This window comes from Aeromicrobium sp. Leaf291 (genome assembly GCF_001423365.1).
Taxonomy (GTDB): domain Bacteria; phylum Actinomycetota; class Actinomycetes; order Propionibacteriales; family Nocardioidaceae; genus Aeromicrobium.
Genome location: NZ_LMNM01000001.1, coordinates 582,212 through 596,493, shown reverse-complemented (window position 1 = coordinate 596,493; position 14,282 = coordinate 582,212). Strand labels below are relative to the sequence as shown.

Sequence of the window (14,282 nt, the reverse complement as noted above, 5' to 3'; positions counted from 1 at the left end):
TCAGCGCTCCAGTCCGGCGTCGAGGGTGACGGCCCAGGCGTCGAGCACGGCGGCTCGACGTCGGCTGTCGTCGGTGAGGGTCCCGGCGAGGCCGAGGCCGCGCAGCAGGTCGAGCGTGGCCTGGACGAGGGCCCGGTTGCTGCCGCGGTCCTCGTCGACGCCGAGCAGGTCGACGGCGTAGGCGTGGGTCTCGCGGCCGACGCGACGCTCCAGCGGGCCGACGGCTCCGCGCAGCTCGGCGTCGGTACGGGCGGCCACCCACAGCTCGAGCGCGGCGAAGAACACCGGCGACGTGAACTGCTCGGCCAGCACGTCGAGCACGGCCCGGGTGCGGCCGACGTCGGGCAGGGCACGCACCGCGTCGGCCATGGCATGCCGGCGGCGCTCGGTCAGGTGCTCCACGGCGCCGACCACGAGGGCCTGCTTGCTCGGGAAGTGGTGCAGCTGCGCACCCCGGCTCACCCCGGCGCGCTGGGAGACGACCGTCGTCGAGGTGCCGGCCCAGCCGAGCTCCACGAGCGAGTCGACCGTGGCCTCCATGAGCCGAAGCCGCATGGCGGCGGTCCGCTCGGCCTGCGGGGTGCGGGTCGTGGTCACCAGGACATCCTGCGCCGCACCACAACAAACAGTCAAGTCTGTTTGTTAGTTCCTCGGGTGTGACGCAGTCCTGGGACGCACGCCCAGGAACAGGTCCAAGGGCCCAGGACCCGGGCGGCGCGCCGTCGATAGCCTTCGACGGCACACATCCCCCTGGAGGACCCCCATGAGCGACGACACCCCCACCAGCCCCCAGCCCACGGCGCAGCCCACACCGCCTGGGGACGGTGCCGCCGACGCCACCGTCGTGCAGCCCGCGGCGACCGGGACCGAGGGCGCGGCAGCCGGGTCCGGCGGCGCCGGCAAGAAGATCGGGTTCGGCATCGCCGGTGCCCTGGCCGTGGCCGCGATCGGTGGCGGCGCCTACGCCTTCACGCAGCTCTCCGGCGGCGGCACCCAGCCCCACGACGTGCTGCCCGCCGACACCGTCGCCTACGTGCGGCTCGACCTCGACCCGTCCGCCAGCCAGAAGGTGGACCTCTTCCGCCTGGCCAAGCGCGTGCCGGACCTGTCGAAGGAGCTGGGCATCGAGGACGAGGACGACGACCTGCGCAAGCTGGTGCTCGAGGACGCGCTCGGCGACTGCAAGGACGTCGACTACGACCGCGACGTCGAGCCGTGGCTCGGTGAGCGCATCGGCCTCGGCATCGGCTCCAACTTCGAGGACGAGGAGGAGGTCATCCGCATCGCCGTGCAGGTCAGCGACGAGGACGCTGCGAAGAAGGGCATCGCCAAGCTCTTCGCGTGCAACGACGAGGATTACGGCATCGGCTTCCTCGACGGCTACGCGATCGTCACGCCCTCCCAGAAGAGCGCCACCGCCGCCGTGAAGGCCGCGGAGAAGAAGCCGCTCGCCGACGTCGAGCAGTTCACCGCCGCGCAGGACGCGCTCGACGAACAGGGCGTGATGTCCGGCTGGGTCGACGTGAAGAGTGGTGTCGAGGCCGCGAAGAAGGCGGGCATCGACGAGGAGCTCGGCGGCGACGCGGCCGAGCTCGACCAGATCACCGACGAGGTGAGCAGCGTGGCGTTCGCGCTGAGCGCGTCGTCCACCTCGCTGCACTTCGACGCCGTCGCCCGACAGGGCGACGAGCCGAGCGAGGTCCCCGAGATCCGCGGTCTGGGCGCCCTGCCCGAGGACACCGTGGTGGGTCTGACCGTCCCCGGCGGCGGCAAGGCCGTGGAGGAGAACTGGGACGAGCTGAAGTCGGGCGTGCAGGACCTGCTCGAGCTCGGCCCGGCGCTCGGCTTCGTGCCCGGCCTGTCCGGCGGTGCCGCCGCCGGACCGGTCGGACCGCCGGTGGAGTTCGACGCGGACGCCTATGCGGCCGACCCCGAGGGCTACCAGCAGGAGTACCTCGACCAGCTCGAGCAGCAGTCGTCCGGCGGCGGCCTCGGAGGCTCGCAGGCCCCCGACGTCGAGGACACGCTGGCCGAGATCGAGCAGACGCTCGACGTGACGCTGCCCGAGGACCTCGTGACCCTGCTCGGTGACGCGTTCACCGTGTACGTCGGGTCCGAGGGTCTGGAGACCCTCGCGAGCGCCCAGGGTCCGTCCGACCCGTCCGAGGTGAGCACCGGGCTGGTCATGGAGGGCGACGAGGCCAAGGCCTCCGACCTGGCCGGGCGCCTCGTGGCGACCGTCCAGAAGCTGGCCGGCGTCGAGATCGCCACGGCCGACGGCGACGACGCGGTCTCGCTGGCCACGTCGCCCGAGGTCGCCGAGTCGCTCGTGAAGGACGGTGGCCTCGGCGGCTCCGACCGGTTCTCCTCGGTCATCGACGAGGACGCGAAGGGCGGCGGCCTGTTCGTCGACGTGAGCACCATCCTCGACACCGTCGAGAACGCCGAGCCCGACCTGGCCGAGGACGAGGTGTTCACGGGCCTGCGCAACATCGAGGCGGTCGGCATCAGCGGCACGCGCCCCGACGACGGGTACCGCGGCTTCTCGCTCGCCGTCGCGTTCACCGAGAAGAAGTAGCACCGGCACGCACGGGCTGGACAGGAGACGGGGGTGCGGCGAGGCTGACGACATGACGTCGTTCGTCTCCCACACCTCCGTCGACTGCGCCGACGCCTATGCGCTCAGCGAGTTCTGGAAGCAGGTCCTCGCCTACGTCGACGTCGAGGGCGACCCCAACGAGCCCGGCCACGAGGAGTGCATGATCCTCGACCCGGGATCAGGCCACCACCTGCTGTTCATCGAGGTGCCCGAGGCCAAGACCGTGAAGAACCGGATCCACCTCGACCTGCGACCGCGCTCGGGCACGCAGGCCGACGAGGTGGCCCGGCTGGTGTCGATCGGCGCGACCCAGGTCGCCGACCTGCGGGGCAAGTACGGCCCCGGGACGGGCTGGGTGGTGCTGGCCGACCCGGAGGGCAACGAGTTCTGCATCCTGCGCTCGGAGGCGGAGAACGCCGCGCGCGACGTCGACTGAACTCCGTCGACGTGTGCCCTAGGCGCCCGGTCGGTCCCGCAGCACCGTCACGCGGTGCAGGAGCGGGGTCCAGCGCGGACGGTCCGCCGTGGTGAGGGCGAGACCCGCGCACACCACCACCGTCGCGGCCCACGCCCCCGTCAACGTCACCGTGACGGCCTCGTGGAGGTCGCGTGGCAGCACGTTGATCGTCAGGACGACCAGCGCCACGACCACGAGCCCCGCCAGGGAGAGGTCGATCGCGCGGCCCACCGCGTCGGTCCACGACGCCTGCCGGCGGGTGCCGAGATAGGCCGCCGCGGCCAGCAGCACCACGAGGCTCAGCAGGTCGATGCCCCGCGCCAGCGACACGAGCGGCAGCAGCATGATCGGCGCCTGCAGCCATCGGGGTCTCACGGCGCCATCGTCCCAGACGTGGTGCCCCACGACGACCCGTCAGCCGGCCTGGAAGAACCAGCGACGCCGACCCTCCCCCACGAGCTCACCCTCGATCACGTCGTCCTGCGGTGCCGACTGCTCCTCGACGACCTCGCCGGAGATGGACTCCTCGTGCTGCGGGTCGTCGTGCTGGGTCGGATCGGCCTCGTGCTCGGTGGTCGAGGCCTCCCCGACCGCGCGCCGGGCGAAGTCGGCGGCGAGCCGCAGGGCCTGCCGGCTCTCCGGCAGGGTGTCCGCCAGGACCGGGAACGCGTGCACCTGGCCGCGCCACAGGTGCGTCTCGACCTCGACGCCGCGCTCGGCGAGCATGAGCGCCATGGCCTCCACCTCGGGCCGCAGCATCTCGTCCTCGACGGCCACGAAGAAGCTCGGCGAGCTGATGTGCTCGACGGCGTCGAGCGGCGACACCTCGCCCTCGATGACCGCGCCCTCGGGGACCCAACGCTTGCGGATGAGCGCCACGCGCCCGACCGGCAGGTAGGCGTCGCGCACGCGCGAGACCCGGGCGACGCCCTCCTTGTCGATGCGGTCGGGGTCGAGGCTCAGCAGCGGCGAGAAGGTGAGCAGCGCCGCGGGAGCCGGCAGACCGCGGCGGTGGGCCAGCTCGGCGATCTTCATGGTCAGGTAGCCGCCGGCGGAGTCGCCCGCGACGACGATCTTGTCGGGGCGGTCGCTCATCTCCACGAGCGCCTCGTAGGCGGTGATGGCGTCGTTCACCGAGTCGGCCACCGACCCCTCGGGCAGCTGCACGTACTCGACGGAGATCACCGTGGCGCCGGTGTAGAGCGCGAGCCGCTCGCAGATCCGTCGGTGGGTCTCGATCCCGCACGAGAAGAACCCGCCGCCGTGCAGGTAGAGCACGGTCATCTCGCTCTCGGGCCCGTAGCGGTGCGTCATGGACTCCACGTGCACGCCACCCAGCTCGAACGAGACCGGCTCCACGTAGCGCGAGCGCGGGCCGCGGGCCGACAGCCGGTCGAGGGAGCGCAGGGTGGTGAGGGTGCGGTCGTTGAGCGGTGCCAGCCGCAGGAGCGGCTTGAAGACGAGCCGTGCGGTGCGGCCCAGGAACCGGCTCTTGAGGCTGACCGACTCGTGCACCACGGCCTCGTCGTAGACCACGCGCATGGGACGGGAGCCGAGCGGAAGCACGTTCCTCGCTCGTTCGGCGACCGCCACGACCGGTGGCAGCGGACGGGTCCGGGTGGTCTCGTCAGCGGTCGACGACGAGCCGCCGGGCAGGAGCAGGTCGCGCAGGCGACGTGCCAACGAACGCAGGGACATGCCTCCACCGTACTCCCGGTATGGCTTCGGGGCCAGGAGCCCCGTCACACCCGGACGGGATGTTTGCGCAGGTCAGCGTAGGTGCACGCCGAGCCGAGCGGGGAGATCACTCCGCCTGGAAGCGGGCGTCGACCTCCACGCGGATCACGATGTCGGCCGGCACGAGGTCGAGGGTGGCACCGCCTGCGTCGGCCGAGGCCAGGGCGAAGGCACGGGGCTCGCCGTGCCCGGGATCACCGGGCCGGTCGAGCATGCCGGGGTCGGCCAGCTCGAGCGCGGTCACCCGGCCCCGTCTCACTGCGTCGGCGTAGGACTGGGCCTTGGTGACGGCGTCGTCGACCGCCGCCTTGCGCACCTCGGCCTCGTGGACCCGTCGGCTCTTGACCCCGAGGTCCCACTCGAGGCCCTGGACCTCGACCCCGGCCTGGCCCGACCAGTGGTCGACGAAGCCGCTGAGCCGCTCGAAGTCGACGAACTCGGCGAGCACCTGCACCTGGGCGCTGTGCACCAGGTCGTCGGAGCGACGGTCGTCGACCCACGGGTGCCGGCTGAACACCCGCACCTGGTCGCTCGACCACGTCCGCACGGCACCGAGGCTCACGAGCTCGGCGAGCTGGGAGCGCAACGGCTCCTGCAGCGCCACGGCGCGGTCGCGCACGTCCTGACGCTCGGCGCCCTCGACCACGACCTCGAGCCGCACGAGGGCGCGCTCGGCCGGGAATCGCCCCTCGGCGGAGCCTCGGACCGTGATCTGCACACCCATCCCCCCATCGTGCCGTTCTGGTGGTGCCTGCGCGTCCTTTCGCCGAGACCGGACGGCGGCCTTCTCCTTCGGAAGAGGCACGACCACTGGAACTCTGACGCGGGCCGCGTCGCGCAGGGCGATCGGCCCGTCCTCACGGGGGCCGCGCTGGCGAACCCGAGGGTTCCCTCACCCTAGGATGGAGCCATGGTGACCCTCGCCGAGCTGCAGGTCCGAACCCTCGGCCCGACCACCGTTCCTTCTCCCCTCGCCCAGTACGTGGGTGGGCGCGCGACCAACGAGTACTACGTGGGCGAGGACGACCGGATCCTCTTCGACGACACCATCTCGCTGATCCAGCAACGCGGCCTCCCGCTCGAGGAGCTGCCCTCCTTCGAGACCGGCGGCCCCCGGGACAAGCTCTTCTTCGACCCCGCCACCGTGCGGGTCGGCATCGTCACCTGCGGTGGCCTGTGCCCAGGGCTCAACGACGTGATCCGGGCCCTCGTCATGGAGCTGCACGAGCACTACGGCGTCAACGACGTGATCGGCTTCCGCAACGGCTACGCCGGCCTCGTGCCCGAGAACCTGCTCGAGCCGGTGCAGCTGACCCCCGGGTTCGTCGCCAACATCCACGAGCGTGGGGGCACGGTGCTCGGCTCGTCGCGCGGCGCGCAGGACGTGAAGACCGTCGTCGACACGCTCCAGCTGCGCGACATCGACATCCTGTTCGTCATCGGGGGCGACGGCTCGATGCGCGGCGCCCACCGCATCGCCGAGGAGGCCCTCGCGCGCGGCGCGCAGATCGCGGTCGTCGGGGTCCCCAAGACGATCGACAACGACATCCCGCACATCGGCCAGAGCTTCGGCTTCCAGACCGCCTACTCGCGGGCCGCGCAGTCGATCAAGGCCGCCAAGATCGAGGCCGAGGCCTCGCTCAACGGCGTCGGCCTGGTGAAGGTGATGGGGCGCCACGCCGGCTTCATCGCCTGCTACTCGGCGCTCGCCGGCCACGACGCCGACTTCGTCCTCATCCCCGAGGTGCCGTTCGAGCTCGAGGGTGAGAACGGGCTGCTCGAGCACGTGCGACGCAAGGTGCAGGCCCAGGGGCACGCCGTGCTGGTGGTGGCCGAGGGTGCCGGCCAGGAGCACCTGCCCAGCCACGACGAGACCGACGCCTCGGGCAACGCCCGCCTGGCCGACATCGGTCGTCTGCTGCGCGAGCGGATCACCGACGACTTCTCCTCGCGGGGCGCCGAGGTGCTGTTCCGCTACTTCGACCCCGGCTACTTCATCCGCTCGGTCCCGGCCGAGCCGGCCGACTCCGTGTACTGCTCGCGCCTGGCGCAGACCGCCGTGCACGCGGCGATGGCCGGTCGCACCGACATGGTCGTCGGGCGACGTCGGCACCGGTTCGTGCACGTGCCCATCCCCTACGTGACGCACCGCCCCCACCACGTCTCGCCCGACGGCGACCTGTGGCTGAGCGTGCTCGAGTCCACCGCCCAGCCCTTCGACATGCGCTGACTGCTCATGGCCCGCAGCGCCCGAGTCACCTACCGTTGATCGACGTCACGTGACACGCGTGAGGCGAGACATGGGGGCATTGCCATGAAGAAGCGATGGTTGACAGCGTTTGCGGTGAGCGTGCTGAGCCTTCCCGCACTGGGTTCGTTCAGCGGTCCGGCGTCAGCGGCCGCGTGGCCCGCGGGCTGCAAGGTCACGCTCACACCCAGTGGCACATCCACGACGGTCCAGGGCGTCTGCCCGTCCAACAGGCACAAGGCACTCGCGGTGTGCCGGACCAACACGGGAGTCATCGCCTACAAGGAGTCCAGGATCGCCGGGGTGGGCCAGACCTCGCTCACGGGCTGCTTCGGGAACGACCGCCTCTTGAAGGCTGACATCAAGGTCTACTGACGTCGGGCGCCCGGGGTGGGCCGGTCCAGAAGCTTCCGCCCGAGGTCCTCGAGGCCACGGCGCTGGGCTCGGGGCGCGACGTCGTGCTGGCTGCGCTCGTGCAGCGCTGGGGTCGCGGCGAGGTCCCTCCTCGGACGACGGTGCCTAGCCTCGTGCGTACCCGACCTCGACGGGGAACGGCTCGAACTCGCAGGGCTGCGAGCGGCCGTCGGGGCGCCAGCCGTGCCGCTCGTAGAAGCGGCGGGCTCGGGTGTTGGCCTCCAGGACCCAGAGCCGGTCCACCGACTCCGGCACCGACGCGAGCACCTCGGCGGCCAGGCCGGTGCCGCGGTGGCGGGCCACGACGCCGATGTGGCGCAGCGTGGTCGCGTCGTGCGCCAGGTAGCCCACCGCCACCTGGTCGACCACCACGAGCCATGCGCGCACGGCAGGGTCGGTGAGCACCTCGACCCAGCGGTCGCGCACTTCGGTCCACGGGTACGGGCCGTCGAACACGTGGGCCAGGGCGTCGGTGTTCGCCGCCTGCTCGACCGAGGCCAGCAGACCCTCGTCGCCGGGGACGGCGGGGCGCAGCTCCATGCCCCGATCGTCGCACGGTCCGGATGGTGAGACCTCTTCTCATCCCTTGGAGGACCTGTCACCGTGGAGGTCCATCGACACCCCGCGCCCCACCTCAGGAGATCCCATGAGCGATCAGTGGTCGTTCGAGACCAAGCAGATCCACGCAGGCCAGACGCCCGACCCCACCACCGGTGCGCGGGCCCTGCCGATCTACCAGACGACGTCGTACCAGTTCCGCGACACCCAGCACGCCGCCGACCTGTTCGCGCTGGCCGAGCCGGGCAACATCTACACGCGCATCATGAACCCCACCCAGGGCGTCGTCGAGGAGCGTCTCGCGGCCCTGGAGGGCGGCGTCGGCGCCCTGCTGTTCGCCTCGGGCCAGGCCGCCACCACCGGCGCCCTCACCAACGTGGCCGAGGCCGGTGACCACATCGTGGCCTCCGCCAGCCTCTACGGCGGAACCGACTCGCTGCTGCGCCACACCTTCCCGAAGCTCGGCATCCAGGTGACCTTCGTCGAGGACAACAACGACCCCGCCGCATGGCGGGCCGCCGCGCAGGAGAACACCAAGGCGTTCTTCGGCGAGACCATCGGCAACCCGAAGGGCGACATCCTCGACCTCGAGGCGATCAGCGCGGTCGCCAAGGAGGTCGGCGTCCCGTTCATCGTCGACAACACCGTGGCCACGCCGTTCCTGCTCAACCCGCTGAAGCACGGCGTCGACACGGTCGTGCACTCGGCCACCAAGTACATCGGCGGCCACGGCACCACGATCGCCGGCGTCGTCATCGACGGCGGCACGTTCGACTACGCCGCCCACGGCGACAAGTTCCCCGGCTTCACGACCGCCGATCCCAGCTACCACGGGCTCGTGTTCGCCGAGGCCCTCGGGCCGGCGGCCTACATCGCCAAGCTGCGCGTGCAGTACCTGCGCAACGTCGGCCCTGCCCTCTCGCCGTTCAACGCCTTCCTCATCGCCCAGGGCCTCGAGACCCTGAGCCTGCGGATGGAGCGCCACATCGAGAACACCCGCAAGGTCGCCGAGTGGCTGACCGCCCGCGAGGACGTCTCGAAGGTCACCTGGGCCTCGCTCGACGGCAACCCCTACAAGGAGCTGGCCGACAAGTACACGCCCCGCGGCTCCGGCGCGGTGCTGACGTTCGAGCTGCCGGGCGGCGTGGACGCCGGTCGCCGGTTCATCGACTCGCTCGAGCTGTTCAGCCACGTGGCGAACATCGGCGACGTCCGCTCGCTCGCCATCCACCCGGCCAGCACCACGCACTCGCAGGGCACCCCGGAGGAGCACGCGGCCACCGGCGTCACCCCGGGCCTGGTGCGTCTGGCCGTCGGCATCGAGGGGATCGACGACATCCTCGCCGACCTCGAGGCGGGACTGCGCGCGGCCAAGTGACCTCACCTCACCTGACCGACCAGGATCTCCCTTCCGTCACCGGCGCGTGGCGTGAGGGAGATCCTGTCGGTTCCCGACAGTTCGTCGACGTCGGCGACGTGACGCTCGAGTCGGGCGCCGTGCTCCCCGACGTGCGGCTGGCGTACGAGTCCTGGGGCACGTTCACGGGCGACAACGCCGTGCTGGTGCTGCACGCCCTGACCGGCGACAGCCACGTGGTCGGTCCGGTCGGCGACGGGCACGCGAGCCCGGGCTGGTGGGACACGCTCGTGGGCCCCGGCCGCCCGATCGACACCGACCGGTACTACGTGGTGGCCGCGAACATCCTCGGCGGCTGCCAAGGGTCGACCGGCCCGTCCTCGACGTCGTCCGCCGACGGCGAGCCGTGGGGCGGAAGCTTTCCCGACCTCACCGTCCGCGACCAGGTGGCGGCCGAGGTCGCGTTCGCCGACCGGCTCGGCATCGATCGCTGGTACGCGGTCATCGGCGGCTCCGCCGGGGGCATGCGAGCCCTGGAGTGGGCCGTCACGCATCCGGACCGCGTGGAACGGCTGTTCCTGCTGGCCACGTCGGCCCAGGCGTCGGCGGAGCAGATCGCCCTGTCGTCGACGCAGCAGGCAGCCATCACCGCCGACGCGCACTTCCACGACGGCGACTACTACGGCGCTCCCCTGGGTCCGACCGCCGGCCTCGACGTGGCCCGCCGCATCGCCCACGTCGCCTACCGCAGCGAGGCCGAGCTGCAGGAGCGGTTCGGACGGACGGTCCAGGACGACGGCCGGTTCGCCGTCGCCTCCTACCTGGAGCACCACGGCGTCAAGCTCGTCCGTCGCTTCGACGCCAACTCCTACCTGGTGCTCACCCGCGCGATGGACAGCCACGACGTCGGCCGTGACCGTGGTGGGGTGGCGGCCGCTCTCGCGCGCATCACCACCCGCACCGTGGTGGCCGGCATCGACACCGACCGGCTGTACCCGATCCACCAGCAGCAGGAGCTGGCCGACCTGATCCCCGGTGCCGACGGACTCGACGTCGTCACGTCGCTGCACGGACATGACGGCTTCCTGGTGGAGTTCGACCAGGTCGGCGCCCTCGCCGCAGCCCTCCTCGCCGACTGAGCTAGAGGCCGACGGTCTCGGCGAGCGCCGCCACGTGGACGTCGAGGAAGGCGGCGGTGTCGGTGAGGGTGTCGGGGCCGTACTGGCCGAAGACGTCGAACGCCACGGCTCCGACGACGGCTGACCACAGGCCCATCCCCCGCGCCAGGTTGGTCGCGGGCAGCGTCAGCCCGTACTCGGCCCTGATCGACTCCAGGTCGGTGCGGACCGATCGCGGCAACGGTCCCGGAACCTCACGAAGTCGTCCGGCGAGGTGCGCCCGCTCGAGGACGCCCGCCAGGGCGACCACGACGCGGGTGCCCGGCTCGTTCGTGACGGTCGCCGGGGCCGCGTAGCCGGGGACCGGCGTGCCGTAGAGCAGCGCGAAGCGGGAGGGCTCACGCCGACCCCAGGTGCGCATGGCCTGGGCCGCCGCCTGCAGCTGACCGGTCCCGGTGCGGCGCGCGGCCGCGGAGACCGCGTCCTCCACCTCGGACCCGAGCTCGTCGTAGGCGTCGACGATGAGCAGCGTGAGCAGCGCGTCGCGGTCCTTCACGTAGCGGTAGACCGCCGACGACACCATGCCGAGCTCGCGGGCAACGGCCCGCAGCGAGAGCTCGGCCGGGGTGACGTGCGCGAGCTGCTCGCGGCCGATCCGGACGATGTCGCGCAGGGTCTGCTCGCGGGCGAGCTCGCGGGGAGTGGGCACCCACTCACCCTAGGGCGTCAGCAGCGCTATGTCGACAACGCGAGCAGTGCTCTTGACATCCCGGCGCGCGAGGCGCACTCTGAACACAACAGAGAGCACTGCTCTCGTTTCGGACAACCAGGAGACATCATGCGCACCCTCGTCATCGGAGCCGGCCAGGTCGGCCCCCACGTCGCTCTTCAGCTCGCCCGTCGCGGCGAGTCCGTCCGTGTCGGCACCCGTTCCGGCTCCGGCCCCGAGCACCCGCTCGTCGAGCGCGTCCGGCTCGACGCCACCGATCCCGCGGACCTCGACCGCGCGTTCGCCGACGTCGACGTCGTGCACCTGTGCCTGCACGCCTCGGCCTACCGGCCCGACGTGTGGGAGCGCGAGCTGTACCCCCTGGAGGCCGGGGTCCTCGCGGCAGCGGCGCGGCACGACGTGCACGTCGTCTATCCGGAGAGCGTGTACGCCTTCAACACGTCGACCGTCCTCGGCGACGATCCCCGCGTCGCTCCCCGATCCTCGATGGGACGCATCCGTGCCGAGCTGCTCGCGCGTCGAGCAGCGTCCTCGGCGCGGACCACGAGCGTGGTGGCGTCGGACTTCTACGGTCCGGGGGCGTCCATGGCGCACGGCGGCGACCGCATGAGGAGGCCGGCGGCGGAAGGACGCACGGTCCGCCCGCTCGGTCGCGTCGACCTCCCCCACGCGTGGACCTACCTGCCCGACCTGGCGTCGGCGATGATCGCCGCCGCCGAGCTGCCGGCCACGCCCGACCGGATCGTCCTCGCCCCCGTCGTCCACGCCACCCAGCGCGAGCTGGCCACGGCGTACGCCGTGGCGGCCGGGCACACGTCGGCCCGCGTGCGTCCTGTACCCGCCTGGGTGCTGAGGTCGCTCGCCCCGGTCAGCGCGGACATGCGGGCCATGGCCGCGATGTCCTACCTCTTCACCGAGCCGCTGCTCGTCGACGAGCAGGCGAGCGTCGAGCGGCTCGGCATCGCCGCGACTCCCCTCGAGGCCGCCGTGGGCGCGTCCGTCGCTGTGCCGTGACCCCGTATCGGAAGGACGTCAGTCGTCCTTCGGCGGACGGCCGGGACGGCGCGGGGCCGCGGCACCCTTCGGCATCCGCCCGGCGTCCTTCAGCGCCCCGCGCAGCAGGTACTCGATCTGCGCATTCGTGCTCCGCAGGTCGTCCGACGCCCAGCGGGCGAGGGCGTCGTGGACCTGCGGGTCCAGCCGCAGCAGCAGCTTCTTGCGCTCGGTGCTCATCGGGACGGGTTCACGGTGTCGGGCTCACAGGGTCGCGGACATGGTCGAGGTCACCCTCTCAGGAGTACAACGAACCGGTGTTGACCACCGGCTGGGCGTCGCGGTCGCCGCACAGCACGACGAGCAGGTTGCTCACCATCGCGGCCTTGCGCTCCTCGTCGAGCTGCACGAAGTCCTTGGACTCGAGCCGCTCCAGCGCGGACTCGACCATGCCCACGGCACCCTCGACGATCTCCTGTCGCGCGGCCACGATGGCGCCGGCCTGCTGACGACGCAGCATCGCCTGGGCGATCTCGGGGGCGTAGGACAGACGGTTGATCCGCGACTCCACGATCCGGACGCCGGCGGAGCGGACCCGCTCGTCGACCTCCTCGGACAGCCGGCCGGTGATCTCGTCGGCGTTCTCGCGCAGCGACAGTCGACCGGCGGTGTCGTAGGGGTAGCTGCCGGCGATGTGGCGCACGGCCGCCTCGGTCTGGATGGCCACGAACTCCACGAAGTCGTCGACCTCGAAGCTGGCGCGCGCGGTGTCCTCGACCCGCCACACGACGATCGCCGAGATCTCGATCGGGTTGCCGTCGGCGTCGTTCACCTTGGCCGTGCCGGTCTCGTGGTTGCGGATGCGGGTGGAGATCTTGGTCCGGCCGGTCAGCGGGTTCACCCAGCGCAGGCCCTCCGTGCGGACGGTGCCGGTGTAGGAGCCGCCGAGGATCTGCAGCACGCGCGCCTCGTTGGGCGCCACGAGCGTGAGCCCGCAGGACGCCGCGAACGCGACGAGGGCGAGCAGCACGCCGACCACGATCAGCGGGATGGACTCCTGCACCGCTGCGAGCACCACCAGGCCGACGCCGGCGAGGAACCCGACGATCGACGCGATGGCGATCGTGGCTCCTCCGGTGCTCCAGGCCTCGCGCTCGGCGATGGTCGGCTTCTCGTCGGCCAGCGGCGTCTCGACGGCCGAGGCGGGCTCGGGGACGACGGGTGCGCTCATGATGCTCTCCTCCCAGCTCCCCGGGTCGTCCGGAGTGCTATGAAGGTGATATCACATTATCGGCCGTGGCCCCAACCCCGTCAGACCAGCTTGCGCACGATCCCGCGCGGAGCGTGCTTCATGACCTGGCCGACCGCCGCCCAGGGCCAGCCCGGCGTGGCCGCGGTGTCGACCTCCTTCTGGATGGCCTTGACCATCGAGCGCACGCCCGTCTCGGTGTCGACCATGAGCCTCTGCTCCTGCTCGACCTGCTCGTTCATCTCCGAGGCGATGTAGCCGGGGAAGAGCGTGGTCACGGCGATGTCGACACCCTTGCGCCCGACGAGGTCCATGCGGATCCCCTCGGCCAGGTGCGCGATGCCGGCCTTCGTGGCGGCGTAGGAGGTCATCGACGACGGCATGCCGCGCATGGCCGACATCGACGAGATGACCACCAGGTGGCCGGCCTTGCGCTCGTAGAAGTGCTCCATCGCGGCCTCGCACTGGGCCATCGCGGCGATGAAGTTCGTCTCGGCGGTCTCCTTGTTGGCCGCGAACATCCCGGTGCCGATGCGTCCGCCCTTGCCGAGGCCCGCGTTGACGATCACGCGGTCGAGCCCGCCCAGGTCGCCGATGGCGGCCTTGAAGACGGCGAAGACCTGGTCGTGGTCGTTCACGTCGAGCGCGTGCACGACCACCTGCACCTTCGGGTGCGCCGCAGTGATCTCGGCGGCGAGGGCCTCGAGGCGGTCCACGCGGCGCGCGGTCAGGGCGAGGTGGTGGCCCTGGGCGGCGAGCTGGCGGGCCATCTCGGCGCCGAGGCCCGAGCTGGCCCCCGTGATGAGGACGTTGGTGCGCACG

General features: G+C 71.6%; 16 protein-coding genes. 7 read left to right on the top strand and 9 right to left on the bottom strand.

What is annotated here, in order from left to right:
* Positions 1 to 597, bottom strand: coding sequence for a TetR/AcrR family transcriptional regulator (locus tag ASF35_RS03040; protein WP_235493072.1), 597 nt, complete (start codon positions 595 to 597; stop codon positions 1 to 3).
* A 166-nt stretch (positions 598 to 763) separates the two neighbouring features.
* Between ASF35_RS03040 and ASF35_RS03035 the strand changes: the two genes are divergently transcribed.
* Both ASF35_RS03035 and ASF35_RS03030 read left to right on the top strand, forming a co-directional pair.
* Complete coding sequence (locus ASF35_RS03035; RefSeq protein ID WP_055962587.1) at positions 764 to 2,578, top strand: DUF3352 domain-containing protein; 1,815 nt, start codon at positions 764 to 766, stop codon at positions 2,576 to 2,578.
* A gap of 52 nt (positions 2,579 to 2,630) precedes the next feature.
* The gene (locus ASF35_RS03030; RefSeq protein WP_055962584.1) at positions 2,631 to 3,035 is read left to right on the top strand and encodes a VOC family protein; all 405 of its coding nucleotides are present in this window, start codon (positions 2,631 to 2,633) and stop codon (positions 3,033 to 3,035) included.
* A gap of 18 nt (positions 3,036 to 3,053) precedes the next feature.
* Here ASF35_RS03030 and ASF35_RS03025 read toward each other — a convergent pair whose 3' ends face one another.
* The 3 genes from ASF35_RS03025 to ASF35_RS03015 all read right to left on the bottom strand — a co-directional run bounded on the left by ASF35_RS03025 (position 3,054) and on the right by ASF35_RS03015 (position 5,517).
* Complete coding sequence (locus ASF35_RS03025; RefSeq protein ID WP_055962581.1) at positions 3,054 to 3,431, bottom strand: hypothetical protein; 378 nt, start codon at positions 3,429 to 3,431, stop codon at positions 3,054 to 3,056.
* Between the two features lie 39 nt (positions 3,432 to 3,470).
* A complete protein-coding gene (locus tag ASF35_RS03020; protein WP_055962578.1) occupies positions 3,471 to 4,754 on the bottom strand; it encodes an alpha/beta hydrolase in 1,284 nt (427 codons plus the stop codon).
* Between the two features lie 106 nt (positions 4,755 to 4,860).
* A complete protein-coding gene (locus ASF35_RS03015) occupies positions 4,861 to 5,517 on the bottom strand; it encodes an SIMPL domain-containing protein (protein ID WP_055962575.1) in 657 nt (218 codons plus the stop codon).
* Between the two features lie 186 nt (positions 5,518 to 5,703).
* On the opposite strand from ASF35_RS03015, the gene ASF35_RS03010 reads away from it, so the two are divergent.
* Positions 5,704 to 7,023 (top strand): ATP-dependent 6-phosphofructokinase, encoded by a 1,320-nt coding sequence (locus ASF35_RS03010; protein WP_055962572.1) that lies wholly within the window; start codon positions 5,704 to 5,706, stop codon positions 7,021 to 7,023.
* Between the two features lie 84 nt (positions 7,024 to 7,107).
* Entirely contained in the window at positions 7,108 to 7,416 is a 309-nt protein-coding gene (locus ASF35_RS03005) for a hypothetical protein (RefSeq protein ID WP_055962569.1), read from the top strand.
* Between the two features lie 144 nt (positions 7,417 to 7,560).
* Here ASF35_RS03005 and ASF35_RS03000 read toward each other — a convergent pair whose 3' ends face one another.
* Positions 7,561 to 7,995: a GNAT family N-acetyltransferase gene (locus ASF35_RS03000; RefSeq protein WP_055962566.1), complete on the bottom strand. Its 435-nt coding sequence runs from the start codon at positions 7,993 to 7,995 to the stop codon at positions 7,561 to 7,563.
* Positions 7,996 to 8,101: 106 nt separating this feature from the next.
* On the opposite strand from ASF35_RS03000, the gene ASF35_RS17935 reads away from it, so the two are divergent.
* Together ASF35_RS17935 and ASF35_RS17930 are read left to right on the top strand one after the other, a co-directional pair.
* Positions 8,102 to 9,391 carry a bifunctional o-acetylhomoserine/o-acetylserine sulfhydrylase gene (locus tag ASF35_RS17935; protein ID WP_055962563.1) on the top strand — a complete coding sequence of 430 codons (1,290 nt, stop codon included), beginning with the start codon at positions 8,102 to 8,104 and terminating at the stop codon, positions 9,389 to 9,391.
* The gene (locus ASF35_RS17930) at positions 9,388 to 10,509 is read left to right on the top strand and encodes a homoserine O-acetyltransferase (RefSeq protein WP_255354048.1); all 1,122 of its coding nucleotides are present in this window, start codon (positions 9,388 to 9,390) and stop codon (positions 10,507 to 10,509) included. The genes ASF35_RS17935 and ASF35_RS17930 overlap by 4 nt, the downstream gene beginning before the upstream one ends.
* Before the next feature lies 1 nt (position 10,510).
* Here ASF35_RS17930 and ASF35_RS02985 read toward each other — a convergent pair whose 3' ends face one another.
* Entirely contained in the window at positions 10,511 to 11,197 is a 687-nt protein-coding gene (locus ASF35_RS02985) for a TetR/AcrR family transcriptional regulator (RefSeq protein ID WP_055962560.1), read from the bottom strand.
* Positions 11,198 to 11,326: 129 nt separating this feature from the next.
* On the opposite strand from ASF35_RS02985, the gene ASF35_RS02980 reads away from it, so the two are divergent.
* The gene (locus ASF35_RS02980; RefSeq protein ID WP_055962556.1) at positions 11,327 to 12,232 is read left to right on the top strand and encodes an NAD-dependent epimerase/dehydratase family protein; all 906 of its coding nucleotides are present in this window, start codon (positions 11,327 to 11,329) and stop codon (positions 12,230 to 12,232) included.
* Between the two features lie 18 nt (positions 12,233 to 12,250).
* Here ASF35_RS02980 and ASF35_RS02975 read toward each other — a convergent pair whose 3' ends face one another.
* From ASF35_RS02975 to ASF35_RS02965, 3 genes are all read right to left on the bottom strand, one after another.
* A complete protein-coding gene (locus ASF35_RS02975) occupies positions 12,251 to 12,451 on the bottom strand; it encodes a hypothetical protein (RefSeq protein WP_055962552.1) in 201 nt (66 codons plus the stop codon).
* A 58-nt stretch (positions 12,452 to 12,509) separates the two neighbouring features.
* Positions 12,510 to 13,442 (bottom strand): SPFH domain-containing protein, encoded by a 933-nt coding sequence (locus ASF35_RS02970; protein WP_082495341.1) that lies wholly within the window; start codon positions 13,440 to 13,442, stop codon positions 12,510 to 12,512.
* Between the two features lie 80 nt (positions 13,443 to 13,522).
* A complete protein-coding gene (locus tag ASF35_RS02965; protein ID WP_082495340.1) occupies positions 13,523 to 14,281 on the bottom strand; it encodes an SDR family oxidoreductase in 759 nt (252 codons plus the stop codon).
* Between the last annotated feature and the right edge of the window lies 1 nt (position 14,282).